Source organism: Shewanella sp. MF05960, from assembly GCF_050849305.1.
Classification (GTDB): Bacteria; Pseudomonadota; Gammaproteobacteria; order Enterobacterales; family Shewanellaceae; genus Shewanella.
Genome location: NZ_JBOZPS010000010.1, coordinates 1 through 22,631, shown reverse-complemented (window position 1 = coordinate 22,631; position 22,631 = coordinate 1). Strand labels below are relative to the sequence as shown.

The 22,631-nt window shown below is 41.4% G+C and carries 23 protein-coding genes; 9 read left to right on the top strand and 14 right to left on the bottom strand.

The window, feature by feature from the left end:
* Positions 1 to 115 precede the first annotated feature (115 nt).
* Positions 116 to 2,131 (top strand): FAD-dependent oxidoreductase, encoded by a 2,016-nt coding sequence (locus ACROAE_RS11730; RefSeq protein ID WP_432401915.1) that lies wholly within the window; start codon positions 116 to 118, stop codon positions 2,129 to 2,131.
* Between the two features lie 91 nt (positions 2,132 to 2,222).
* On the opposite strand, the gene yghU is transcribed toward ACROAE_RS11730, so the two are convergent.
* Both yghU and ACROAE_RS11720 read right to left on the bottom strand, forming a co-directional pair.
* Complete coding sequence (gene yghU, locus ACROAE_RS11725) at positions 2,223 to 3,074, bottom strand: glutathione-dependent disulfide-bond oxidoreductase (protein WP_432401913.1); 852 nt, start codon at positions 3,072 to 3,074, stop codon at positions 2,223 to 2,225.
* Between the two features lie 276 nt (positions 3,075 to 3,350).
* Positions 3,351 to 4,022 (bottom strand): haloacid dehalogenase type II, encoded by a 672-nt coding sequence (locus ACROAE_RS11720; protein ID WP_432401911.1) that lies wholly within the window; start codon positions 4,020 to 4,022, stop codon positions 3,351 to 3,353.
* A gap of 194 nt (positions 4,023 to 4,216) precedes the next feature.
* Between ACROAE_RS11720 and ACROAE_RS11715 the strand changes: the two genes are divergently transcribed.
* Complete coding sequence (locus ACROAE_RS11715; protein WP_432401909.1) at positions 4,217 to 4,558, top strand: hypothetical protein; 342 nt, start codon at positions 4,217 to 4,219, stop codon at positions 4,556 to 4,558.
* Positions 4,555 to 5,223 (top strand): SDR family oxidoreductase, encoded by a 669-nt coding sequence (locus tag ACROAE_RS11710; RefSeq protein ID WP_432401907.1) that lies wholly within the window; start codon positions 4,555 to 4,557, stop codon positions 5,221 to 5,223. The genes ACROAE_RS11715 and ACROAE_RS11710 overlap by 4 nt, the downstream gene beginning before the upstream one ends.
* A gap of 90 nt (positions 5,224 to 5,313) precedes the next feature.
* Here the strand turns inward: ACROAE_RS11710 and ACROAE_RS11705 are convergent, their stop codons facing one another.
* The 6 genes from ACROAE_RS11705 to betI all read right to left on the bottom strand — a co-directional run bounded on the left by ACROAE_RS11705 (position 5,314) and on the right by betI (position 11,864).
* On the bottom strand, positions 5,314 to 5,796 hold the full coding sequence (locus ACROAE_RS11705) for a MarR family winged helix-turn-helix transcriptional regulator (RefSeq protein WP_432401905.1): 483 nt from the start codon (positions 5,794 to 5,796) through the stop codon (positions 5,314 to 5,316).
* A gap of 131 nt (positions 5,797 to 5,927) precedes the next feature.
* A complete protein-coding gene (locus ACROAE_RS11700; protein WP_432401903.1) occupies positions 5,928 to 6,635 on the bottom strand; it encodes a TorF family putative porin in 708 nt (235 codons plus the stop codon).
* A 26-nt stretch (positions 6,636 to 6,661) separates the two neighbouring features.
* Positions 6,662 to 7,879 carry a BCCT family transporter gene (locus tag ACROAE_RS11695; RefSeq protein WP_432401901.1) on the bottom strand — a complete coding sequence of 406 codons (1,218 nt, stop codon included), beginning with the start codon at positions 7,877 to 7,879 and terminating at the stop codon, positions 6,662 to 6,664.
* A gap of 213 nt (positions 7,880 to 8,092) precedes the next feature.
* Complete coding sequence (gene betA, locus ACROAE_RS11690) at positions 8,093 to 9,775, bottom strand: choline dehydrogenase (RefSeq protein WP_432402144.1); 1,683 nt, start codon at positions 9,773 to 9,775, stop codon at positions 8,093 to 8,095.
* A gap of 26 nt (positions 9,776 to 9,801) precedes the next feature.
* A complete protein-coding gene (gene betB, locus ACROAE_RS11685) occupies positions 9,802 to 11,268 on the bottom strand; it encodes a betaine-aldehyde dehydrogenase (protein ID WP_432401899.1) in 1,467 nt (488 codons plus the stop codon).
* On the bottom strand, positions 11,256 to 11,864 hold the full coding sequence (betI, locus tag ACROAE_RS11680; RefSeq protein WP_432401897.1) for a transcriptional regulator BetI: 609 nt from the start codon (positions 11,862 to 11,864) through the stop codon (positions 11,256 to 11,258). Before betI ends, betB begins: the two co-directional genes overlap by 13 nt.
* A 605-nt stretch (positions 11,865 to 12,469) precedes the next feature.
* Here betI and ACROAE_RS11675 point away from each other — a divergent pair.
* Positions 12,470 to 12,994, top strand: a complete 525-nt coding sequence (locus tag ACROAE_RS11675; RefSeq protein WP_432401895.1) for a NifB/NifX family molybdenum-iron cluster-binding protein — start codon at positions 12,470 to 12,472, stop codon at positions 12,992 to 12,994.
* 216 nt (positions 12,995 to 13,210) lie between these two features.
* On the opposite strand, the gene ACROAE_RS11670 is transcribed toward ACROAE_RS11675, so the two are convergent.
* Positions 13,211 to 14,548 carry a sigma-54 interaction domain-containing protein gene (locus ACROAE_RS11670; protein ID WP_432401893.1) on the bottom strand — a complete coding sequence of 446 codons (1,338 nt, stop codon included), beginning with the start codon at positions 14,546 to 14,548 and terminating at the stop codon, positions 13,211 to 13,213.
* Positions 14,549 to 14,790: 242 nt separating this feature from the next.
* Between ACROAE_RS11670 and ACROAE_RS11665 the strand changes: the two genes are divergently transcribed.
* Both ACROAE_RS11665 and ACROAE_RS11660 read left to right on the top strand, forming a co-directional pair.
* Positions 14,791 to 15,438: a Tll0287-like domain-containing protein gene (locus ACROAE_RS11665; protein ID WP_432401891.1), complete on the top strand. Its 648-nt coding sequence runs from the start codon at positions 14,791 to 14,793 to the stop codon at positions 15,436 to 15,438.
* A gap of 248 nt (positions 15,439 to 15,686) precedes the next feature.
* Positions 15,687 to 16,553, top strand: coding sequence for an MBL fold metallo-hydrolase (locus tag ACROAE_RS11660; RefSeq protein ID WP_432401889.1), 867 nt, complete (start codon positions 15,687 to 15,689; stop codon positions 16,551 to 16,553).
* A 292-nt stretch (positions 16,554 to 16,845) separates the two neighbouring features.
* On the opposite strand, the gene ACROAE_RS11655 is transcribed toward ACROAE_RS11660, so the two are convergent.
* The 4 genes from ACROAE_RS11655 to ACROAE_RS11640 are packed head-to-tail and all read right to left on the bottom strand — an operon-like array spanning position 16,846 to position 19,603.
* On the bottom strand, positions 16,846 to 17,250 hold the full coding sequence (locus tag ACROAE_RS11655) for a rhodanese-like domain-containing protein (protein ID WP_432401887.1): 405 nt from the start codon (positions 17,248 to 17,250) through the stop codon (positions 16,846 to 16,848).
* Positions 17,251 to 17,265: 15 nt separating this feature from the next.
* Positions 17,266 to 18,015, bottom strand: coding sequence for a sulfite exporter TauE/SafE family protein (locus tag ACROAE_RS11650; protein WP_432401886.1), 750 nt, complete (start codon positions 18,013 to 18,015; stop codon positions 17,266 to 17,268).
* A gap of 16 nt (positions 18,016 to 18,031) precedes the next feature.
* Positions 18,032 to 18,901 (bottom strand): MBL fold metallo-hydrolase, encoded by an 870-nt coding sequence (locus tag ACROAE_RS11645; RefSeq protein ID WP_432401885.1) that lies wholly within the window; start codon positions 18,899 to 18,901, stop codon positions 18,032 to 18,034.
* A gap of 60 nt (positions 18,902 to 18,961) precedes the next feature.
* Positions 18,962 to 19,603 carry a peroxiredoxin gene (locus tag ACROAE_RS11640; protein WP_432401883.1) on the bottom strand — a complete coding sequence of 214 codons (642 nt, stop codon included), beginning with the start codon at positions 19,601 to 19,603 and terminating at the stop codon, positions 18,962 to 18,964.
* 486 nt (positions 19,604 to 20,089) lie between these two features.
* Between ACROAE_RS11640 and ACROAE_RS11635 the strand changes: the two genes are divergently transcribed.
* From ACROAE_RS11635 to ACROAE_RS11625, 3 genes are all read left to right on the top strand, one after another.
* Positions 20,090 to 20,293: a hypothetical protein gene (locus ACROAE_RS11635; protein WP_432401881.1), complete on the top strand. Its 204-nt coding sequence runs from the start codon at positions 20,090 to 20,092 to the stop codon at positions 20,291 to 20,293.
* Positions 20,294 to 20,479: 186 nt separating this feature from the next.
* Complete coding sequence (locus ACROAE_RS11630; RefSeq protein ID WP_432401879.1) at positions 20,480 to 20,716, top strand: hypothetical protein; 237 nt, start codon at positions 20,480 to 20,482, stop codon at positions 20,714 to 20,716.
* 352 nt (positions 20,717 to 21,068) lie between these two features.
* On the top strand, positions 21,069 to 21,380 hold the full coding sequence (locus ACROAE_RS11625) for a hypothetical protein (RefSeq protein ID WP_432401877.1): 312 nt from the start codon (positions 21,069 to 21,071) through the stop codon (positions 21,378 to 21,380).
* Positions 21,381 to 21,493: 113 nt separating this feature from the next.
* Here the strand turns inward: ACROAE_RS11625 and ACROAE_RS11620 are convergent, their stop codons facing one another.
* Positions 21,494 to 22,390: a homocysteine S-methyltransferase family protein gene (locus ACROAE_RS11620; RefSeq protein WP_432402142.1), complete on the bottom strand. Its 897-nt coding sequence runs from the start codon at positions 22,388 to 22,390 to the stop codon at positions 21,494 to 21,496.
* Positions 22,391 to 22,631: the final 241 nt, after the last annotated feature.

Here is a 22,631-nt window from a genome sequence, read left to right as displayed (position 1 = left end):
CCTAAATGTGAAACTCAATTGTAAAGGTTTTTAACAAACGACCGTTTAAATGATTGAGCAATTCAAATTGTCGTTGTATGCTGGTTTAAATCACTTGTTTAAAAAGGATGTTTGAATGTCGTTTCCACACTTACTAGAACCTTTAGATCTAGGCTTTACACAGCTGAAAAATCGCGTGTTAATGGGCTCAATGCACACAGGCTTAGAAGAAGAAAAAGGCGGATTTGAGAAACTGGCAGCGTTTTATAAAGAACGTGCTGAAGGCGGTGTAGGCTTAATCGTGACCGGTGGTATCGCCCCTAATTTACGTGGGCGTTTAGCGCCTAATGCTTGCCAGTTAAGCTTTTCTTGGCAAGTTAGTAAACATAAAATTGTTACCGATGCTGTACATGATGGCGGTGGAAAAATTTGTATGCAAATATTGCATGCCGGCCGTTACAGTTACCACCCATTCAGTTTAGCGCCGAGCAAAATTAAATCTCCGATCACTCCGTTTACGCCATCGGCCATGTCAGGCCGCCAAGTGCGCAGCACCATTAAAGATTATGCCACCAGTGCCGCATTAGCCAAAAAAGCTGGCTATGACGGTGTTGAAGTTATGGGCTCTGAAGGTTATTTGATTAACCAATTTATCAGCACGCGCACTAACAAACGCAGTGACGAGTGGGGCGGCAGTTTTGATAACCGCGCACAATTTCCAGTAAAAATTGTTGAAGCTATTCGTGAAAAAGTCGGTAAAGACTTTATTATTGTGTTCCGCCTATCGATGCTCGATCTGGTTGACAACGGTTCAACATGGGATGAAGTCGTGCAATTAGCCAAGTGGCTAGAGCAAGCTGGGGTCAGCATTATTAATACCGGGATTGGCTGGCATGAAGCGCGTGTGCCGACCATTGCCACAAGTGTTCCTCGTGGTGCATTTTCTTGGGTGACTGAAAGACTTAAAAAAGAAGTCAAGGTGCCGTTAATTGCTACCAACCGAATTAACACCCCTGAAATTGGTGAATCGATTATTGCATCCGGTCAAGCTGACATGGTGTCAATGGCGCGTCCTTTCTTGGCCGATGCTGAATTTGTCAATAAAGCAGCGGCTAATACCCCTGAACTAATCAACACGTGTATTGGTTGTAACCAAGCCTGTTTAGACCACACGTTTTCGATGAAACGTGCCACCTGTTTAGTCAATCCGCGTGCATGTTACGAAACCGAAATCAACTTTACACCCACCACGAATAAGAAACGCATCGCGGTGATGGGCGCAGGCCCTGCAGGGATGGCGTTTTCAGTTTATGCCGCAACTCGGGGCCATGATGTGGTGTTGTTTGAAGCCAAATCTGAAGTCGGTGGTCAGTTTAACTTGGCGCGTAAAATCCCAGGTAAAGAAGAATTTAACGAAACCATTCGTTACTTTATTAATCAGATTAAATTACACAAGATTGATTTACGTTTAAACACTAAATTGGATGCTTCTGTGTTAGCCACTGAAAAGTTTGATGAGGTGGTTATTTCATCTGGTGTGGTACCGCGCGAACTTAAATTACCGGGCTTTGATAATCCTAAAGTGGTTGATTATCAACAAGTGCTCAATGGTCAGGTTGAAATTGGTCAAACTGTTGCGTTAATCGGTGCTGGCGGTATTGGTTTTGATATGGCGCACTTTTTATGTGAACGTGAATCGACCAGCTTACAAACCGATAAATGGTTACAGCAATGGGGTATCGATAAAACCTACCAACATGCTGGCGGCTTAACCGAAGAAGCTGAACATCATCCGGGTCGTGATGTGTATCTGCTGCAACGTAAAACGACCAAAATGGGCAAAGGCCTGGGTAAAACTACCGGTTGGATCCACCGCAGTGTGTTAAAGCAGCATGAAGTGAAAATGAAAACCGGTGTGAGTTATGAAAAGTTTGATGAGCAAGGTCTGCACATCAAAGTGGGTGAACACTCTGAAATTCTTGCCGTTGATAACGTTGTATTGTGTGCTGGACAAGTGTCTAACACCACATTAGTGGATGAAATGAAAGCCAGTGGCTTACCTGTCCATCTTATTGGTGGAGTCGATGTGGCAGCAGAGCTTGATGCTAAGCGTGCTATTCGTCAGGGTGCCGAGTTGGCCATGGTGATTTAAACTCAGTTAAGACTTTTGAGGCATTAACCAATAAAAAAACCTAGCAATCATTGCTAGGTTTTTTATTGGCTTAAAATACCCTTAGTACAGGTTATTTTTCACTGTTAAGTGCAGCATCAATGTCAGCTGCACTGTGACGTTCAGCTAAGCTCACATCACCCCATGATGTATTGACAATTTTGCCACGTTGCACACCAGGACGCTGTAATAGTTGGTTAGCCCAACGGACAACATTTTTATAACTGGCAACATCTAAAAACTCTGCAGCGCTATATAAGTTGCCTAATACCAGGTTGCCATACCAGGGCCAAATAGCCATGTCGGCAACGGTAAAGTCTTCGCCGGCGATAAAGGTGTTATTTGCTAATTGCTTATCTAATACATCTAACTGACGCTTAACTTCCATCGCAAAGCGATTGATTGGGTATTCTTGCTTTTCATCGGCGTAAGCATAGAAGTGACCAAAACCACCGCCAAGAAACGGCGCCGAGCCTTGCGCCCAGAATAACCAGTTAAACGTTTGCGTTCTTGCTGGGCCAGATTTAGGCAAAAAGTGACCAAATTTTTCTGCTAAATACACTAGAATTGACGCAGACTCGAACACATTGATGTCTTCAGCAGCCGATTTATCGACTAATGCAGGGATTTTAGAGTTTGGGTTAACCCCAACAAAGCCAGATGAAAACTGGTCAAGCTCGCTGATATTAATTAAATGCGCATCGTATTCCGCTTCTTTTACGCCAAGCGCCAATAGCTCTTCAAGCATAATCGTGACTTTTTGACCATTAGGCGTGCCTAATGAATATAACTGTAATGCATGTTCACCAACTGGCAGAGTCTTTTCAAATCGGGCGCCAGCGACAGGGCTGTTAATATTGGCCCATTTGTTAGCACTACTGGCTTCGTTAACCCACACTTTAGGTGGAACATATTGATTACTCATAAAATCTCCTCAAATTCGATAATGTAATGTCACCATTAAATATGGCGTGATACTAATAATGTGTTGTAAATAATCTTTTTATCATCAATCTGTCGCAATAATCGTTTACAAACTGTCTGTTGTCGCTAAATTCTATTTCACTAATTTCTATTGCACTAAATAGGCTTAGCACTAAATATACTTAATTAATCGTGCATCACTAACGAGTATCTTCAGTTTAAGCGATCACTATTTAAATAAGTCATAACAGCTGCAATAAAAAGTGAGTCAATACGCCTAACCCTTGAGCATTTCGGCTAATTCAATCAAATCACTCACGATCAAATCAGGTTGAATTTCCCATGGGTCAAATATTTTACTGGGGCTTCGTTTTACCCATACAGCTTGTAAACCAGCCGATTTAGCGCCAATCACATCCCAAGGATTACTCGATACCATCATGCATGAGTTCATATCAGCTTGCATGCGCCTCATTAAATATTGGTAAACATCCGGATTGGGTTTGTAAGTCTGTAAATCGTCAACACTGATCACATGGTGTAAATGTGGCAAAATCTGCGAGTTAGCCATTAACGTTCGCACAGACAATTCAGGTCCGTTAGAAAATGCCGCTATCTGATGACCTTGCTCTTTGAGCTTTTTAAGCCCAGGGATCACATCATCAAACGCGTTTAACTCAGCAAACTTTGCCATTAACTGCTGTTGCTCGGTAGACGTCAATGATATCTGATAAACACGTAAACAATATTGTAGCGCCTGTTGAGTACAAACAGTAAAGTCAGCATATTGCTGCATCAGCGCGCGTCTAAAGGCATATTCAACTTTCTTGTCGTGCCATAACTGGCCAAATTCAGAGGCTTTATCGCCAATAAGATTCTCAAGGTGCTGCCCCATATCAACTGGGTCGACAAGGGTGCCGTACACATCAAAACCAATAGAATAGTTCATCTTATATCCTGTATTTAGTAGGTTAACACTCAACATTTAGACGATGTAATGACTATAAACTAACTGTAACGAGTGTTCAATAACTATTTTGAGCGCTCATTCAATAATTATATTCAATCACATTAAAATGATAATTTGTATTGCAACTTTATCAGACACCAACAGCGCGGTATCATATTGTGATAGAGATAAATGTGATTGAGATAAATGAGGTTGATAAAATGGAATGTCCAAGCTGTAACAGTCAATTTGCCAGAAGAGCATTAAAAGTGGTGCGTAAAGGCGATAACGGTATCGAAGCACAATGCCCAAAATGTAACACTTGGCTGATGTTTGAACCTAAAATGATGCGCATTAAAAACATCGGTATGTTGTTGCTATTGGTGTTTAGCGTTACCAATTTCTTTCTTGAAAACAGTGATTATCGCCTAATCTGTTCATTTGCCGCTTTTGCTGGTGCGTGTATAGCGTTATTTGGCGCGTTTAAAGGCAAAATGATTGTTGTTAAATCAAATGATAATAAGGAACCCGCATGAAAACGGTTGTTATCACTGGTGCAAACCGCGGCATAGGTTTATCGCTCGCGACAATATATGCGCAGCAAAATCAGGTTGTTTATGCGCTTTGTCGTCAATCATCAGTGGAACTTGCTGCCCTAGGTGACAATGTAAAAGTCATTGAAGGTGTTGATGTTACGCAAGATGCTGGCATTGAAATCATGCAAACCCGTTTACGTGGCGTAAACATTGATCTGTTAATTTGTAATGCAGGTATTTTACGCGACGAAAGACTTGAACACCTTAATCTCGATAGCATACGACAACAATTTGAAGTCAACGCACTCGCGCCGCTCCGGGTTGTTGCATCTTTACAGTCACATTTAGTCAATGGTGCAAAAGTGGCGATGATCACTTCTCGAATGGGATCGATTACCGATAACAATTCAGGTGGTCGCTATGGCTATAGAATGTCTAAAGCCGCGTTAAATGCTGCGTCAATGTCGCTTAGCCATGATTTAGCACCAAGACAGATAGCGGTAGGCATTTATCACCCAGGTTATGTACAAACCGAGATGGTCAATTATGGCGGGGATATATCAGCTACTGATTCAGCATCAAGATTAATCGACTTAATTGATGCGCTTTCGATGGAGACATCGGGTGTGTTCAAGCATTCAAATGGTCAAGATTTACCTTGGTAACATTGGCAACATTGATATAAACCAGACATAAAAAACGCGAGCAAATGCTCGCGTTTGTGTATCTGAATGCTTAACATTCAGCAGGGCAGTTTACTGAGCTGCTTCTGCTTGAATTTGACCCACTAATAATACTGGCGCAGCATCAATGTCATCTGCGTCCATCATTGACGCAATTCGCTCAACCGCAGACAATAACTGGCTTTGCTCCCATTCTTCTAAGTTTTGGTAATGCTTAATAAAATGTTCTTGAAGCGGTTTAGGTGCGCTACTGAGTATTTCATTACCCGCATCGCTCAACGATAAATGCACTTTACGCTTGTCGGTTTCGCTACGCGTACGGATCACCAGATTTCGGCTTTCTAGTCGATCAATAATGGTGGTGACTGTTGCTGCGCTTAAATTAATTTCTTGGGCAATTTGTTTTGCTAATGGTGCGTCAAGCTCATGGATTTTCTTCATCACCATAAGTTGCGGCCCTGTTAAACCAGAGAGTTTATTCAATTGACGCGAGTGTATATCGATAGCTCTGATCACTCGGCGCAATGAAATTAATAATTGTTCGTACTTTTCCATAATGTCCTCTAGACCACAGAGTTAGCAATTTTGCCCGCACCTTAACAGATATAAGGTCATTACTCATGCGTAAAATCAAAAAAAGCAGAATAACAGCGAACCGTTATTCTGCTTATGTCGCGTAGATCAAATTACAGGTTAAATGTGCGCGAGACTGAAAGTACAGCGCGAGTATCACTTAAATCTGTATCCCAATCAGTATCTTCAACAGCAACGTTAAAATCAAAACCTTCCCAGCTTGTCATATACTCAGCTCGGTAATGGTTATAAGACTTGTCTTCGCCCCATGAAAATTTATCTTTATCAAGTGATGTTGAACGGTCAAAACTAACACGAATATCATGACCTTCTGTAATCGTAAATGTATGAGCAACCATAGCAATGTAATGGCCAGCATCTAAACCAAAGTAATCCCACGAGTACCAGAAGTTTAATTCACTTTGACCTAACGACGAGGTGTAGCCAAATTTAGTGTAGATTTCTGGGTAGTAATAATCATCTGATGCATCATCACCATGGTAAGTATAGTAAGCAATACCCGCATCTAACGACACGCGGTCATTCAGCTCAAAGTATTTACCGGCATAGAAATCTAGCTCTAGCCAAGTGTCATCAGTGCTACCGAAATCAACATTCGATGCCCAAGCACCAACATACCAACCATCATCCATTGCATAATCAAGGCTAGCTTGTAGCGCCGGGTCATTGTCTGTTTGGCTTACACCATTAAAGGTGTAATCCGATGTTGCGTTCACTGTGGTGCTTAAATCTCCCGCCATCACTGATGTTGGTAGGGCAAATAAACTTAATAGCGCCAGTGTTTTAATTTTAGTGTTCATTATCATTCCTTGGGTATTATTATTAATTAATCCAGTAACTCAATTTTTGTAAAATCAATTTTGTTCGCTTTTGGCGAGCGTTCAATGTCTGCCACTTTAGTTAAGTGACCTTTTAAAATAAAGAAGAAACAACTTAATATTAGGCCGATGGCTAATGCTCCAACCCATTGAATTTCTAAGAATTCTAACTTAAATAATAAGGTTAATCCGCTCAGTAACACAACATTACCTATGATATACGGCACTTTACCAAAACGCTCTACTGTGAGGTTTAAATTATCTGTGTATAAACGTACTAGTGAGTCTAATGAGTTAATCACAAACGTGATGCCCACGATGACCATCGCAAGGTTATAGAACCCTGAGGTGTCGATGCCATTCGCGCTGTAGTAATAAAGTACAGTAAACCAAATTGCAATTGGGATAGACGGAAATACCATCATCGCCAGTAATACTTGATAGGTTTTCATGCCGCCAACAAAACGCGCAGTAAACTGACCAATCATAATACTCCAAGCAAACCACCAGAATAAGTAGAACTCATGGTAATCATTCATGGGTAAGACAAACTCATGCATATTTGAAAAGTAGCTACCGATTAATGCAAAAGTGGTAAAGAATTCACCCACACTTGAATCGTCTGACAAAAATGCACCAGACCACATCAACGCGATTAAGCCAAAGAATAACCAGGTACTGCCTAAACTTAAGTAGCGTACATATTTAATGCTGGTGCTTGAATATACAGCAGCGGCAATTACCATAAATACAATGAGATAGAATGTACTCACAACCGATTCACCGTCACCTAAGTTAGGTAAATACCATGGTAAGTTACTTAGGAGTAAGTATGCGGTGAATGCACAGGTACCGATAATAACCAGGTTATTAATAAACTTGATTAACGGAATTTCAAAATACTTCACTCTGGGTTCAATAACACAGAAATAGAAACAGGTTAAAAAGTAAAAAGCCCAAATTAAACAAGCCCAAAAACCAAACTCAATGGCGAGGGGATTGGTAAAACCATACTCAGGGCTGGCGGCTAAATCGGCATATCCCGCAAATTCAGTCAGCGGGAACATAATCAGTCCCACATCTAAACCAGAGGTAAAGAGAATCGCAATAAAAGTAAACTTACGTACAGGCGTCACACCAATACATTGCATATTACCCCAGCGATAAATCACAAATGCGATAGCGGCGAACGTAAATAAAATACCTATTGATAACCAGGTCGTCATTACTTAACCCCTGATTTAATTGTGTTTGCAAACATGATGTTGGCTCCTTGTTGTATGTTTTATTTAATGCCATAGAACAATGTTTAAAGGCGGTTATGCCCTCAAGCCTTAAGTATCGCTGTCGATAGTTAAACCCTGATAGATTGAACATAGCTAAATTGGTCATTCACAAAATTGTAGGTTGACCAAAGACCTTTACCTCAAACTGATGGATTAACTCAGCGATCTTTTTGGCGCTTTTACCCGCTGCTGAGATTGCCAATCATCGGCGATAGTCACCTTGGCAAAGCTCGGCGCTAGCGTTTGTTTACCTAAAATAATGTCTGCTGCACGCTCGGCCACCATAATCGTTGGTGAGTTTAAATTACCGTTTGGTATCGTCGGAAATATCGACGAATCAACCACTCTTAAGCCTTTAATACCGTGCACTTTAGTGTCTGAATCGACAACCGCCATAGCATCTTCACCCATTTTGCATGAGCAAGAAGGGTGGTAGGCACTTTCAACTGAACTGCGCACAAACGCATCGATTTGTTCGTCGGTTTGTATGGCTAAGCCCGGTTGAATTTCTTCACCACGGTATTCATCTAATGCAGGTTGATTAATAATTTCACGCGTTAACCTTACGCAAGCTCTAAAGCCTTCGATGTCATCTTGATGCGATAAATAATTAAACTGAATTTGTGGGGCAACCTTGGCATCTTTAGAGACAACGGTCACTGCACCGCGACTTTTTGGCTTGTTATGGCCAATGTGAACTTGAAATCCGTGACCGGCAAACGCTTCTTTACCGTCATAACGCATTGCTGCAGGTAAAAAGTGGTATTGCAAATCTGGCCACTCTAAACCGGGTTTTGAGCGGATAAAGCCACAAGATTCAAAATGGTTTGTCGCACCTAAGCCTGATTTATCTAAAATCCAACGGGTACCAATGAATAGCTTATTCAGTGGGTCTAACTTTCCGTTGAGTGAAATAGGCTGTAAGCACTTAAATTGGAAATAAAACTCTAAATGATCTTGAAGATTTTGACCGACACCAGGTAAGTGGTGAACGGTTTCAATTCCTGCGTCGGCTAAGATTTGCTTATCGCCAATACCAGACAATTGTAAAATGTGTGGCGAACCGATAGAGCCTGCAGACAACACCACTTCTTTATTGCAGTGCACATCAATCATTTGGCCTTTACGCTCGTAACGCACGCCAACGGCTGTTTTGTCTTGCATTATGACGTTATGCACTAACGCATGAGTCACTACGGTTAAATTGTCGCGTTTCATCGCCGGACGAAGATAAGCGTTAGCAGTAGACCAACGAACGCCATTTTTAACGGTCATGTGCATTGGGCCAAAGCCTTCTTGCTGACTGGCATTATAATCACTCGTCGCTAAGTATCCGGCATCGACACCTGCATCCACAAAAGCTTGATACAACGGGTTTTTCATTTCGTTACCGTTGTTCACCGCTAAAGGACCCGTGTCGCCGCGGTAAACGTTGCCACCAAATGACCATGTTTCGGCTTTTTTGAAATACGGTAAACAATGGGCGTAGTTCCAATCTTTTGCACCATGTTGTTGCCACTCGTCAAAATCACGTGCATGACCACGTACATACACCATGCCGTTAATTGACGATGAGCCGCCCAACACTTTACCGCGAGGACAATGCATACGACGGTTATCTAAATGTGGCTCGGCTTGTGTTTCAAACTGCCATGCATACTTTTTAGTATTCATCGGGATTGAAAGGGCGGTTGGCATTTGGATAAAAATACTCTTATCACTACCACCAGTTTCTAAAATTAATACTTTATTGTCTGGGTTTTCGGTTAAGCGGTTGGCTAATACACAACCTGCGCTACCGGCACCAACAATAATATAATCGTATTCATGAGACATTTGCGTAGACATTAATTGGGTCACTCCTAAAATGGGCTTTCAAGTGACTGCATACCCACGTAAACCGCTTTAATTTGGGTATACGCTTTTAAGGTTTCAGAGCCATTTTCACGACCAATACCAGACATCTTGTAACCACCCACAGGCATTTCTGCTGGCGATGCGCCATAGGCGTTTATCCAGCAAATACCGGCTTGCATTTGGTGAATCACACGGTGAGCGCGAGTAATGTCCTGGGTAAATACGCCAGCGGCTAAACCTAAGTGAGTGTTATTGGCTCGCTGAATCACTTCATCTTCATCATCAAAGGTAAAGACTGACATTACCGGGCCAAAAATCTCTTCTTTGGCAATGGTCATGTCATCAGTGCAATCAGTAAAGACAGTAGGAGCAACAAAAAAACCATGAGGTGCATTATTAGGGCTTAATGCCACACCACCGGTTAATAAGGTGGCACCTTCTTTTTTACCAATAGCGATATACTCAAGCACTTTTTGTTGATGTGCTCGTGAGATTAATGCGCCAAAATTGGTTTCTGCATCCATCGGATCGCCACAAACAATATTATTTTCAGTGCGTTGCTTTAAGCGCTCAATAAATTGTGGGTACATGTTTTTTTGCACAAATACGCGTGTGCCATTAGTACACACTTCACCTTGGGTATAAAAGTTCGCCAGCATGGCTGCTGATACCGCATTTTCAACATCGGCATCATCAAAGATGATTAACGGTGATTTACCGCCAAGCTCCATGGTCACTTCTTTTAAGGTACTTGATGCTGCAGCCATCACTTTGGTGCCCGTGCCGACTTCGCCAGTAAATGACACTTTGGCAATATCGTCATGGGTGGTTAACCAGGCACCTACACGGCCATCACCTTGAACAACGTTAAACACGCCATCGGGTACGCCTGCTTGAGTGAATATTTCTGCTAAACGCATTGCACCGCGAGGCGTTTCTTCAGAGGGTTTAAAAATCATTACATTGCCGCAAGCAAGTGCAGGGGCCGCTTTCCAGCATGCAATTTGTAATGGATAGTTCCATGCGCCAATGCCAGCACAAATGCCTAACGGCTCACGGCGAGTGTAGTAAAAGTCATCACCAATAGATTGTTGATTACCTTCAATGCTAGGCGCTAAACCTGCAAAAAACTCGATTGAATCTGCGCCGGTAACGACATCAACAACCGAGGCTTCTTGCCAGGGTTTACCGGTGTCAAGCACTTCACCTGCGGCAAGCTCGTCGTTGTGTTCACGAAGTATGGCTACTGCTTTTAATAAAATACGGCTACGTTCCATCGGTGTCATCTTTGACCACACGGCAAAACCTGTTTTGGCACTCTCAATTGCGGCGTGTTGTACCGCTTCTGTCGCGACTTCTACTAAATAACTTACGCTGCCTGTTGCAGGATTAACGACTTCGAAGGTTTCTCCGCTGCCATTAGATATGTACTTACCATGAACGTAATTTTGGTATGTGATTAACGCTGACATTCAATTTCTCCGTGTTGCACGATCACAGCCTCTATAAAGGCTTTAGATAAAATTTGGGCTTGCTTAAAATCTTCTACAGGGCTGTGGCTTAACGCACTGCGTAACCAAAACCCGTCGATAATTGCCGCGGTTTGTTTGGCGGCATTAATCGCGTCTGTTTTGGGTAATAATTGTTTAAATGAATAAAGCAGGTTGCTGTATAGACGCTGATTATTGATGTATTGCAGTCTAGCCAGTCCTGGGTCGTGCATGGCTTGAGACCAAAAACTTAACCACGTTTTTGTTGCCGCACTAGAACGTTGAAGTTCAGTAAAGTTAGCTTCAACTATCATTGATAATCTTGCCATTGGGGTTAATGTTTTGCCTGACGTTCTGGTCAGTAAGGCTTGCTTCAATTCTTCTAATAAGAATTTTTGCGTGGCTTCAATTAACCCTTGTTTGCCACCAAAGTAGTGGCTGATGATCCCTGATGACATACCCGCTAAACCACTGATCGTATTAATTGTGGTGTGCTGTAATCCATGACGTTCGACTGACATTAACGTGGCATCTATGAGCTGTTGTTGTCTGACGTTTTTCATTGCTGGTCTTGACATTAGTGACATCCTTTTTTGGCTGAAACGTTATTAATTGAACGCTCAATTAATAACAATACTAATGATTAGACCTCTAATTATCAAGCAGTTGTTTGATTTAGATCACTATAACCGCGTCACTTTATTGCTAGGTGATTGAGCTTGGTTGCTTTAAGTAATTGTTATATATCAATTATTGTTTTTAGTAGCTATTTATGACGTTATTGTCGGTTTTTATTAATTATTGCAGCTGTAATTATTTTTTTGTTCAAATAATCGACCAGACTCACGCTTGTGGCATGTTAATACGATGAGGCACACGCTATATCACGCTTGTTTATAAGTGGTTTTCATATAACAGGCTTGTCCTGCAAGCCAACCATAAGCTCAATCGCGAACGCTGATAACGTCAAGCCTCATTAAAATCAAAATCGTGCCTCAAACAAGATTGTATGAAGACACTGTGATGTAAGAATCAAAATAACAAAAAAGTATTTGGCATATGCTATTAATGGGTATATAAATAGCATATGCCATTTACTTGTGTGCGTAATCTAAAAAGGATTGGGTAACTGGTACCAAACAATATTAATTATCGCAGTGAATTAACTGCAAGAGAGGACATAATGATTACAGTCATACCTATTAAAGATGAGCATATTGCTAACCATTTTAGCAAAGCGGAGAGTTTCATTATGGTTAATGAACAAGCCAGTATTGTTTCGCGATTTGATAATCCGGCATTGAGCGATGGCTGTGAAGGTAAACGTAAGTTAGTTGAACTTATCAAAGCCCATGGCGCGACCCGAGTGATTGTGAGAAATATTGGCCAACAATTGTTGTCTAAGTTACTTAACCAACAACTCGATGTTTTTCATGCCAAAAATGGTCGTACAGAGATTGCTTATTTTGCCAACGAACACTTAGCTGAATGTGAGCCATACCTTGATGCATCGCAGGGCAGACCTTCAACCAAGCATATCGCTAAACAAGGTAAAGGCGGATGTTGCGATCATAACCATGGTGAAAGTGGTTGTCATGGCGGACATTGTAATTCTCATGAACATGGCGAAAGTGATATAGACTTAAGCGAACCCATGCATATCAAGCGCTGTTGCCAGAAAAAGCATTCGTTATTACGTGCGAATTAAACGACTCAAGTGAGAGTCGTAGTTGAGCGCTTGAGTAGAGCATCATAGCTGAGCTGCCAGAGTGTTGAATCCAGAAGTGAAGTGGTTAGAATTAAGTGGCTAGAATTTAGTGGTTAGAGTTAGGTACTTGATCTGAATGTGAGAGTTAAACACCGTAGTTAAAAGTAATACTTTATTCGTTAAGCGCTCACATTGCAGCAGAAGTATCACGCAAGCTTACAGCTTTAAACCGTATCGTTGTAATTTACGATATAAGGTTCGCAAGCTGACATTGAGTATGATGGCCAATTCGGCGGGCGAACCTGTAAATTGTAGACACACTTGCGATAAATACTCGGATTCAAGATCATCTAAACTCATCAATTTCGTCTCAGTGAGATTAACAGCACTAGCATCAAAGCCTGGTGTGTGCTGAGTCGCTGCTTTGCTGGCGGTTGCATTGATGCTTTCAGGTAAATCACTACTATGGATCAAATCTTCATTAGCTATCAGCGCAGACTGTTCAATAATATTTCTTAGTTCACGAATATTACCCGGGAACGAGTAACTGCTAAGGAGTTGTAACGCATTGGCTGAAAACTTTTTGTGTTTATAGTCTGACAACTTCATAAAATGATTGATCAAGGTTGGAATGTCATCTTGTCGCTCACGCAATGAGGGGAGGTATATTGGGAAACCAGCGATGCGATAATACAAATCTCGTCTAAATTCACCTTTATCCACCAATTCAAGTAAGTTTTTATGACTGGCACTGACTAATCTAAAATCAGATCGTTTTTGCTTTAAGCCGCCCACCGCTCGATAACATTGTGTTTCGAGTAACCTCAATAACTTAACTTGCATGTTCATGGGGACATCACCAATCTCATCAAAAAAAACTGTCCCACCATGGGCAATTTCAATGAGTCCTTTTTTACTGGTGGTCGCGCCTGTAAAAGCCCCTTTTTCAAAACCAAATAGCTCACTTTCAAATAGATTTTCGCTCAGTCCGGTACATTCAATGACCACAAATGGTTTGTCGCTTCTATTACTGGCTTGGTGTACGGCTTTTGCGACTAACTCTTTACCCGCACCTGTTTCACCTTGCAGCAATACAGCGATGTTTGATTGCGATGCTCGGTTGATTTTATTGAGCATTTGTTTAAACGGAGCCGATTGGCCCACCATGGTGTCTTTTTTTGATTCAGTTGATGCATAGTCAATGGAATCTAAAATCTCAAGAAAGCCCATGATCATGCCTGCATCATCTTTAATGGGCTTCATTAAAATGTCGCAATACGATTTACCTTGAGCAGTACTGTGTATGTGAACGGCGTTTGCTGCGCGCGTGGTTTTTTGGCACTGCTGTAACGGACATTCCTCGCCATGTTTGTCACAAGGTTCATCGCTGTGATGAGATATTTGATGACAACGACTTTTACCTAACGTTACCTCTGTATCATAGGTTTCAATATACGCTTGGTTTACGGCATGAATAATATAATCGGGGGTGATGAATATGGCCGGCTTATCTATTGCGTTGATCATCGATTGTACAACGGTAGTATTTTTCATTGTGCTAGCTCTCATAAACATGCGCGCTAAATTAGCTGTCATTAATGCCACCAAAAATGACAGTGTGTGACAATTTTGTCAACAAGATACGTCGCGGACATTAAATCAATAACGACTATTTAGCCTATAGTGCTATAAAATAGGCTTTTTATTTTATTTTGTGACATGGCACAAAGTTTGTAAGTAGATCCTTGAATATCTCAAGACCGCATCTGGTCCCAAGAGGAAAAGGAACAAAAATAATGAACGCAACAAAGACTCCTAATATTTTATTTGTTAAAACCCTAGCCATAAGCAGTATTGCACTTTTATCTTGTGTCAGTTCCATGGTCAATGCACAACCATTAACCGAACAACAACTTGAGCAAGAAGCCAATCAAAAAATTGCCCAATTTAGTCAGGCATTAAAAGGGCAGCTACAAGCTGCTATTAAGCAAGGTGGACTTCCTGCCGGTGTGTCTGTGTGCAAGTCAGTTGCCCCTAGCATTGCTGCTGAAAACTCTAAAGACGGTTGGACACTCAAACGAACCAGTTTGCGCGTGCGTAATAGTGATAACACACCAGATGCCTGGGAGTTGGCACAGTTAACGCAATTTGAACAAACAAAAGCCGCAGGCAAGCAAGCTGCTGATGCTCCCATTGTTGCGAGTGAATACATTGTTAACGGTGACACGACTGAGTTTCGTTATATGAAAGCCATTCCAACACAAGAACTGTGTTTAGGTTGCCATGGCAGTAACATTACTCCAGAGCTAAGCACGCTAATTAAACAAGCTTATCCAGAAGATAAAGCCATAAACTTTGAATTAGGCGACTTACGCGGTGCATTTTCATTACAAAAGGTCATCAGCAGTACAGAACAATTGAAAACCATAAGTGGCAAACCTTAAGGTGAGCGTATGGTGGGTTATGTTAATGGCGTATTAATGGGTAATCTCTATTAGCCAACGCAACCCCGCGATATCACATATTCTGCGGCCGAAGGGCCTTTGTTGCGACTCTCGCCGCAGTTTACTATTTTGTTTTCAGTTAACATTATGCTGTAGTTAATAACCGCCTTGATATGTCGCTAAATAAAGGCTGAATTAGGGTTTTATCTAACAAAAATGCAATGCTTTTTGTTGGGAGTTAATTGTTCATGAGCAAAATCCGCATCGATCCCTTCTATCACCCAAGCAGTCACTCTGTGAGTTATGTGGTGACCGATCTTGCTTCGCGTCAAAGTGCCATTATTGACCCTGTGTTAGATTTCGATATTGCATCGGGTAAAATAACGACTGTGTTAGCAGACAGTATGATTGACTATTTAGACAGTAATGGCTACGAGCTTGAATGGATTTTAGAAACCCACGCTCATTGCGATCATATTTCTGCTGCATGTTATATCAAACAGAAACGTGGTGGTTCTACTGGTATAGGCGAGCACATCACTAAAGTGCAACATATGTTTAAGCGGATCCTTAACCTGGATGACAGCTTTCATTGTAATGGTGAACAGTTTGACCAGTTGTTTGTTGATGAAGAGCTGATTAAGTTAGGTCACTTAGATGTACACATCATGCATACTCCAGGGCATACACCTGCATGCGTGAGTTACCTTATCGAAGATGCCGTATTTGTTGGTGATGTTATTGCTTCACCCGACATTGGTACCGTGAGTGCTGATTTCCCCAACAGCAGTGCAGCGACGTTATACCACTCCATTCAAAAAATATTAGCCTTGCCTAATAGCACTCGGGTATTTGTTGGTCATCAGCCGCAAACTGCGTGGACACAAAGCAACATAGTTGAAACCTCAATCCTGGCTCAAAAGCGCACTAATCGGGTCGTAGGCGGTAAAATAAGTTTGGATGAGTTTATTCAATTGCATCAAGAGCAACATCAAGGTACATCCATGCCATCTTTGTTATTACCTGCAATACAACTCAACATTAGGGCAGGACACTTACCGCCCCCAGAAGGTGAAGATAATTACTTTCTAAAAATTCCGCTTAATCAATGGTAACAATATACTGCTAAGCAATAAGCAATAAGCAATAAGCAATAAGCAATAAGCAATAAGCAATAAGTAAAAGCATTAACAATCAATAATAAAAAAGAGCCATAAATGGCTCATTTTTATATGCTTATGCACTGTACTGACTCGCTCATATTAACTCACCTCTAAACCTTCATGTCTTCACACTGATGCTTATGAGCGTTAATTTAAGGATAAGCTTTGGTTTAAAGATAAGCTCATGTTTAAGGTTAGGCTCATGTTTAAGGTGAAGTTATGAATTAAAGCCGTGAATCTCAGACTATATTTTATGAGGTATCACGGGAAAGCCATCTTGCTCCCATTGCATCATGCCACCAGCAACCGATAACGGTTTGGTAAAGCCCATGTTCTGCAACGAGGCAGCAGCTAATGCAGAGCGTCCGCCCGTACGGCAAATAAGATAAATCTCTTTGTTTGCCAACTCATTCAACGCTAAAACCCACTCACAATGATGGCTAACTGATGGGTGCTCATGAATTTTCATTTCTAATACACCCCGAGGTAGGTTAACGGCACCTTCGATATGGCCAGTTAAAAACTCTTCATGTTCGCGCACATCAATAATGATAATGTCAGGATTTAACATTGCTGTGAGTAATTGCTGCGTGTTGACTTCAGCAATCGTTGTTTTGATTTCACTAATATATTCTTGAGCAGTTTTCATGTGTGCCTCGTGATACTAAATAATTGATTGAGTTGTAATAAACAATGCCATTACCACTAAAAACACCGCGAATACTTTTTGTAATGTGGCTTTAGGGAGGTATTGAGTAAGCTTCTGTCCGGCTAAACTTCCGACAAATCCGCCAGCAATCATGATGGCAATAACAGGCCAGTCGAATTGCAGCCCTTGATCAGACAACAAGCTATAATATTTAATGAACCCCATTGAAGAGTTCATGGTGATAATCAACAAGCTGGTACCCACTGCTAACGACATTTCAATGCCGCCGAGCAATACCAAGGCTGGGATAATTAAAAATCCGCCACCGACACCCACAAAACCTGTGACGACACCGACTAATAATCCTTGCAATAGCACGTTAGCGAGCTTGAGTTTGCCTTGGGTGAATTCAGCATTTTGTTTGCGCCACATCATCACCGCACCGATCAGCATTAATCCCACAAACACACTCAGTTGGATTTGGCTGGTGAAATAGGTACTAATCCAAGCACCTAAATACGTGCCTGCCATACCGGGTACACCAAACAAAAAAACATGTGGCCATGAGACCATTTTTTGTTTAATAAACCCGATACTACTCACCGCGCTAATGGCTGCGACAATACAAAGAGACGATGCTATTGCGAGCTCTGGTTGCATCCCAACAAGATATAACAACACAGGAACCGTGAGTATTGATCCTCCAGAACCCAGCATGCTCAGCACTAAGCCAATAACTAACGCACCTAAAACGGCTTGTATCATATTGATAACCTATGTTTTAAAGTAAGTTAATCGGCACTTTTAAATACACAGTGCCATTCGATTCAGGTGCTGGCATGTTACCCGCGCGAATATTGACCTGAATAGACGGTAATATCAGTCTTGGCATGGGTAAGGTGGCATCACGAGCTTGACGTAGCGACACAAACTCAGCTTTGCTGATGCCATTTTTAACATGAATATTGTTGGCTTTTTGTTGGCCCACTTGGGTTTTAAATTGATGGCTGCGACCCTCAGTTGGATAATCATGACAAACATAGATATCCGTAGACTCAGGCAAGCTAAACAGCGATAGAATTGAGTCATATAAGGTATTGGCGTCACCACCAGGGAAATCACAACGAGCCGTGCCTACATCGGGCATAAATATGGTGTCGCCGACAAAAGCGGCTTGTTCATTGATGATGTAAGCTAAGTCTGCAGGGGTATGGCCGGGTGTGTGCATGATACGAATAGCCATATTGCCCACTTGCAACAATTCATTGTGTTTAAATAACCGGTCAAACTGGCTGCCATTGGGTAAAAAATCACTTTCAAGATTAAAGACTTGCTTAAAGGTTTGTTGCACTTGAGTGATGTGTTCACCAATACCTATTTGACCACCAATTTGATCGCGGATATAACTGGCAGCTGATAAATGATCTGCATGTGCGTGAGTCTCAAGTATCCATTTAACACTTAATTCTTGGCGTTCAACCCAATGCAGAACACGTTGAGCACTGCGGGTGTCTGTTCGCCCGGACTTATAATCAAAGTCTAAAACCGGATCGATAATCACCGCAAAGCGTGTGGCATTATCTGCAATAACATAGGTGAATGTTTCACTGTCATCATCTAAAAATTCATGGACACTAAATGTTGAGTTCATTACAAATCTCCTATAAAAAAGATGCACAGGGGCGGGGGATACCCCCTGTGCAGTAACGGATTAAATAGATTTCTTGCTGAAGTACCAATCTACATAATCATATCCTTGGCCTAAACGTGCTTTGGCGTCGGCTGTTGTGGCTGGTGGTGGAACAATGACGTCATCACCAGGCTGCCAGTTTTCAGGGGTGGCTACACCATTTGCATCACTTGTTTGTAATGCTTTAACGAGGCGTACAAATTCATCAACTGAGCGACCATTGCTCATTGGGTAATACACCATTGCGCGTAAAATACCTTCAGGGTCAATAATAAAGGTCGCTCTTACCGCTGCGGTATCGCTAGCACCGGGTTGGATCATGCCGTATGCTTTGGCGACTTCCATTGATAAGTCAGAAATGATTGGGAACGTAATTTCAACACCAAAGTTTTCTTCAATGTTACGTACCCAAGCAATGTGAGAGTGAATACTGTCAATTGATAAACCTAAAAGTTCAGTATTCAGCTTCGCAAACTCACCTGCACGTTGAGCAAACCCCATAAATTCAGTAGTACAAACAGGGGTAAAGTCAGCAGGGTGTGAAAATAATACTAACCATTTACCTTTATAATCATTTAACGAGCGCATACCGTGAGTCGTTTTAGTATTAAACGCAGGTGCAGGGCGGTTAAGTTGTGGGAAAGATACGATTGATTCAGTCATGTTATTACTCCAAATAAATTAAGTTAGGGTAGTTTGAATCTAAAAATTAGATTACAAACTTGCTTTGTAATAGCAATGGGCGGGCCAACTTTGTTTTAATGGTATTAAATTGACTAAATAAAACTGTAAGCTACTGTTTAATAGTATTAATTTATATTTTAATTTTATTGTTCTTATTGTCGGTGTTGTTAATTAACAGAGGCGAGTACAGGTAAAGTGTCATTTATGGCATTAAGTGCTTTATATGACTGTCATTTTTGGCGCTGTATGATTTAAGAATATGACTAATAGCGCTTTTGCTCAGCCGTAAACGCAAAATAATGAATATTGATTGATACCCCTGAGTCAGAATATTGAGAGCTACGAGTTGATTACTCTTTTTTACTCTTTATTTCGCTACTCAATGCGCAACCTTATTTAGCGCTAGTAATGAGCAGTAAAATGCATTTAACTCAGCACAGCTATTAAAACCTTGAAGGAGCAATAATGGATGCAACAATGATGATGTGGAGTGTATTGTTTGGTGCTATTGGAATGGGCTATTTTGTCTATGGAAAGCGCCAGCGAGCAATCGTACCTTTGTGTGTCGGCATGACGTTATGCGTGTATCCGTATTTTGTTGCCAGTGTGACCAGCTTACTGATCATAGGTGTAGTGTTAGTCGCGATACCGTACTTTATCCGGCTGTAGCTGTGAGTATCTTTAAGGTTGTACAAAATGTGACTACCTCAATAAAGCATATTCCTATAGCATCTTACATTGAGCAAAAAGGTACTGATTAATATGGATGTAGCATCGGACGAGTCCAATAAACGATTCATACTTTGAACACAACGCATAAATACTAAAACGTTATGTTTACATTGGAATTAACAAATGAGTTTGAGCACTAATCAATTAAATTTAATCGTCGTATTGTTCTCACTTTCATTAGGTGTTGCTTTAGGGCTATTAGCACTCAACTATTCAAATTTACCATTAGGCTTCAGTTCAATAGTCGGTTATTGTATTTTTATGTTGGGTTACTCTAAAAAATATAATGTAATTAATAAACTAGCTTTTGTTAGCGCTATCACATTGATTGTGGGTTGGGGTATTTATATTGCGGGTTAATATCGATAGGGTTTGAGTCGTAACTATATAATTAATAGCATAAAATATCGATTTTCAACTTTAGTTTCTTAAAAGTGGTTTATCAGACATTAAAGATCGTGTACTCAGGGGAATTGCCTTAGGTGCGGGCGCTAGAGAAGCTCATGTCGTTGTGTAATAAACGTTTAATCATATTTAAAAAATAGGTGGCAATGTTGCTACATAAACAGTTGAACGCATAAAGTCGCCACTGTTTTTGATCGTTGTATTGTAAGGAGTGTGTGGTGAAAAAATTGAAATTGGCTTATGGGCGTTATTAATATTGTTAATCAGTGCATGTTCATCTACCGACAAACCCGAACTAAAAGAAGTGATGAAAGTTGAACAACAAAACCCTTTGAAGGTAAAGGATGCGCTAATTGCCACTTTCGTTAACGCGCCAAAACCACAAGTAGGGATGCTACAAGAAGACGTTAAAAATGCTTTATCATCACATTCAGCTGTAATCCTTCAACAAAGTGAAACTCTTATAGTCGCACGGTTTAATACCAAAGGTTCCCCAATAGAATCGATATACCAAAATTGTGATTTAGAATATCATTTTTCGTCGTTAAAGTTTGTTCTTGGCCCTTATGTTACAGGGGATTGTAGTTCAATCGTGATTGAAGCAACTAAAGTGGATTAAAATATCATCGGGTAGCTGAAGGTATTAGCGGTATAAGCCCCCAGCCACACTAACCCCTGCATGTTACTGTGCAAACGGCGGTTTACTCTTTATCAAGGTTCAGGTGAGCTTCTTTATTCTAGGCTATCTCGCCATGTGGAAAGCGCGTTAATGTGGCTTGGGTAAATACCACAACATCCACCAATAATGGTCGCTCCTAATTTGTGCCAGCACTTGGCAAACTCAAGGTATTCTTCTTCGGAAACATGACGCAACGTTTGCAAGGTGCCATTGGCTTGATGGCCCGATTGGATTGGGGTAAAACTATTTGCAAAGACACCAATAGTTAACGTTTTATTGTGTTGCGCTAATACTTGTACAACATCCTTAATGGCTTGCTCGATAACTTCAGGGATCGAACAATTAAAAAGGATCCCTGTAGCATTAGTGGTCAACAATGCCATAACAGCATCGGTGAGCAATTCCCCAGAACGTAGCCGAATCGGCTGGTCAACTTCATCAATCAGAGTATAAGCGAAATAACAGGGCTTATCGGTATTGGCTAGCACCTTAGCAATGACCTCTGCTTCAGCAATACTGGCAATTGTCTCAGCAAGCCAGATATCGGCCTGGTTATCCTGAGCGGTAAACAAGGTAGAACAGATCTCGTATGCTCGCTCTGCCTCAAATAACTCAGGACGATAGGAGCCTAAGGCAGGGGGGATTGAGCCAGCAACAAGCACCTGTTGTTGAGACTGAGTGACAACCTCACGTGCAATATCTGCCGCTTTTTCAGCAAGCTTTGCACCTTGCTCTGCATACAGCGCTTCACCTAAATGAAAAGGGACACAGGCATAGCTATTGATCGTAATAATCTGTGCCCCTGCGTCGATAAAGCTTTGATGAGCTTGCGCTACGAATTGTGGCGACTCAATTAATGCCTGCGCACTCCAGAGCGGCTGAGAAAAAGGCGCGCCGATACGTTTGAGCTCACGCCCCATACCGCCGTCTAAAATTGTTAGTGTTGTCATCATTGATTTCCGAAAGACTAAATCCGTATTTTGTTGCCAGTGTGACCAGCTTACTGATCATAGGCCTCTGTTATCAACACTATTTTGGATAAGCTCAAGTAGAAGCATAGGTATCCAGGGCAAGATCACGAAGCTTTACCTTGACTTAAGTTTGTGATCTTATACTTCTTTTTAGTAAGAAGTAAGTTAACCCATGTCGCAACTACAGCTATTCAAGTACTTTTCAAACATTGATGACCCC

Excerpts from the sequence above, each read along its gene's own strand:
- ACROAE_RS11730 (WP_432401915.1), top strand. The coding sequence starts at position 116 with ATGTCGTTTCCACACTTACTAGAACCTTTAGATCTAGGCTTTACACAG.
- yghU (WP_432401913.1), bottom strand. The coding sequence starts at position 3,074 with ATGAGTAATCAATATGTTCCACCTAAAGTGTGGGTTAACGAAGCCAGT.
- ACROAE_RS11720 (WP_432401911.1), bottom strand. The coding sequence starts at position 4,022 with ATGAACTATTCTATTGGTTTTGATGTGTACGGCACCCTTGTCGACCCA.
- ACROAE_RS11710 (WP_432401907.1), top strand. The coding sequence starts at position 4,555 with ATGAAAACGGTTGTTATCACTGGTGCAAACCGCGGCATAGGTTTATCG.
- ACROAE_RS11705 (WP_432401905.1), bottom strand. The coding sequence starts at position 5,796 with ATGGAAAAGTACGAACAATTATTAATTTCATTGCGCCGAGTGATCAGA.
- ACROAE_RS11700 (WP_432401903.1), bottom strand. The coding sequence starts at position 6,635 with ATGAACACTAAAATTAAAACACTGGCGCTATTAAGTTTATTTGCCCTA.
- ACROAE_RS11695 (WP_432401901.1), bottom strand. The coding sequence starts at position 7,879 with ATGACGACCTGGTTATCAATAGGTATTTTATTTACGTTCGCCGCTATC.
- betA (WP_432402144.1), bottom strand. The coding sequence starts at position 9,775 with ATGTCTCATGAATACGATTATATTATTGTTGGTGCCGGTAGCGCAGGT.
- betB (WP_432401899.1), bottom strand. The coding sequence starts at position 11,268 with ATGTCAGCGTTAATCACATACCAAAATTACGTTCATGGTAAGTACATA.
- betI (WP_432401897.1), bottom strand. The coding sequence starts at position 11,864 with ATGTCAAGACCAGCAATGAAAAACGTCAGACAACAACAGCTCATAGAT.
- ACROAE_RS11675 (WP_432401895.1), top strand. The coding sequence starts at position 12,470 with ATGATTACAGTCATACCTATTAAAGATGAGCATATTGCTAACCATTTT.
- ACROAE_RS11670 (WP_432401893.1), bottom strand. The coding sequence starts at position 14,548 with ATGAAAAATACTACCGTTGTACAATCGATGATCAACGCAATAGATAAG.
- ACROAE_RS11665 (WP_432401891.1), top strand. The coding sequence starts at position 14,791 with ATGAACGCAACAAAGACTCCTAATATTTTATTTGTTAAAACCCTAGCC.
- ACROAE_RS11660 (WP_432401889.1), top strand. The coding sequence starts at position 15,687 with ATGAGCAAAATCCGCATCGATCCCTTCTATCACCCAAGCAGTCACTCT.
- ACROAE_RS11655 (WP_432401887.1), bottom strand. The coding sequence starts at position 17,250 with ATGAAAACTGCTCAAGAATATATTAGTGAAATCAAAACAACGATTGCT.
- ACROAE_RS11650 (WP_432401886.1), bottom strand. The coding sequence starts at position 18,015 with ATGATACAAGCCGTTTTAGGTGCGTTAGTTATTGGCTTAGTGCTGAGC.
- ACROAE_RS11645 (WP_432401885.1), bottom strand. The coding sequence starts at position 18,901 with ATGAACTCAACATTTAGTGTCCATGAATTTTTAGATGATGACAGTGAA.
- ACROAE_RS11640 (WP_432401883.1), bottom strand. The coding sequence starts at position 19,603 with ATGACTGAATCAATCGTATCTTTCCCACAACTTAACCGCCCTGCACCT.
- ACROAE_RS11635 (WP_432401881.1), top strand. The coding sequence starts at position 20,090 with ATGGATGCAACAATGATGATGTGGAGTGTATTGTTTGGTGCTATTGGA.
- ACROAE_RS11630 (WP_432401879.1), top strand. The coding sequence starts at position 20,480 with ATGAGTTTGAGCACTAATCAATTAAATTTAATCGTCGTATTGTTCTCA.
- ACROAE_RS11625 (WP_432401877.1), top strand. The coding sequence starts at position 21,069 with ATGAAAGTTGAACAACAAAACCCTTTGAAGGTAAAGGATGCGCTAATT.
- ACROAE_RS11620 (WP_432402142.1), bottom strand. The coding sequence starts at position 22,390 with ATGACAACACTAACAATTTTAGACGGCGGTATGGGGCGTGAGCTCAAA.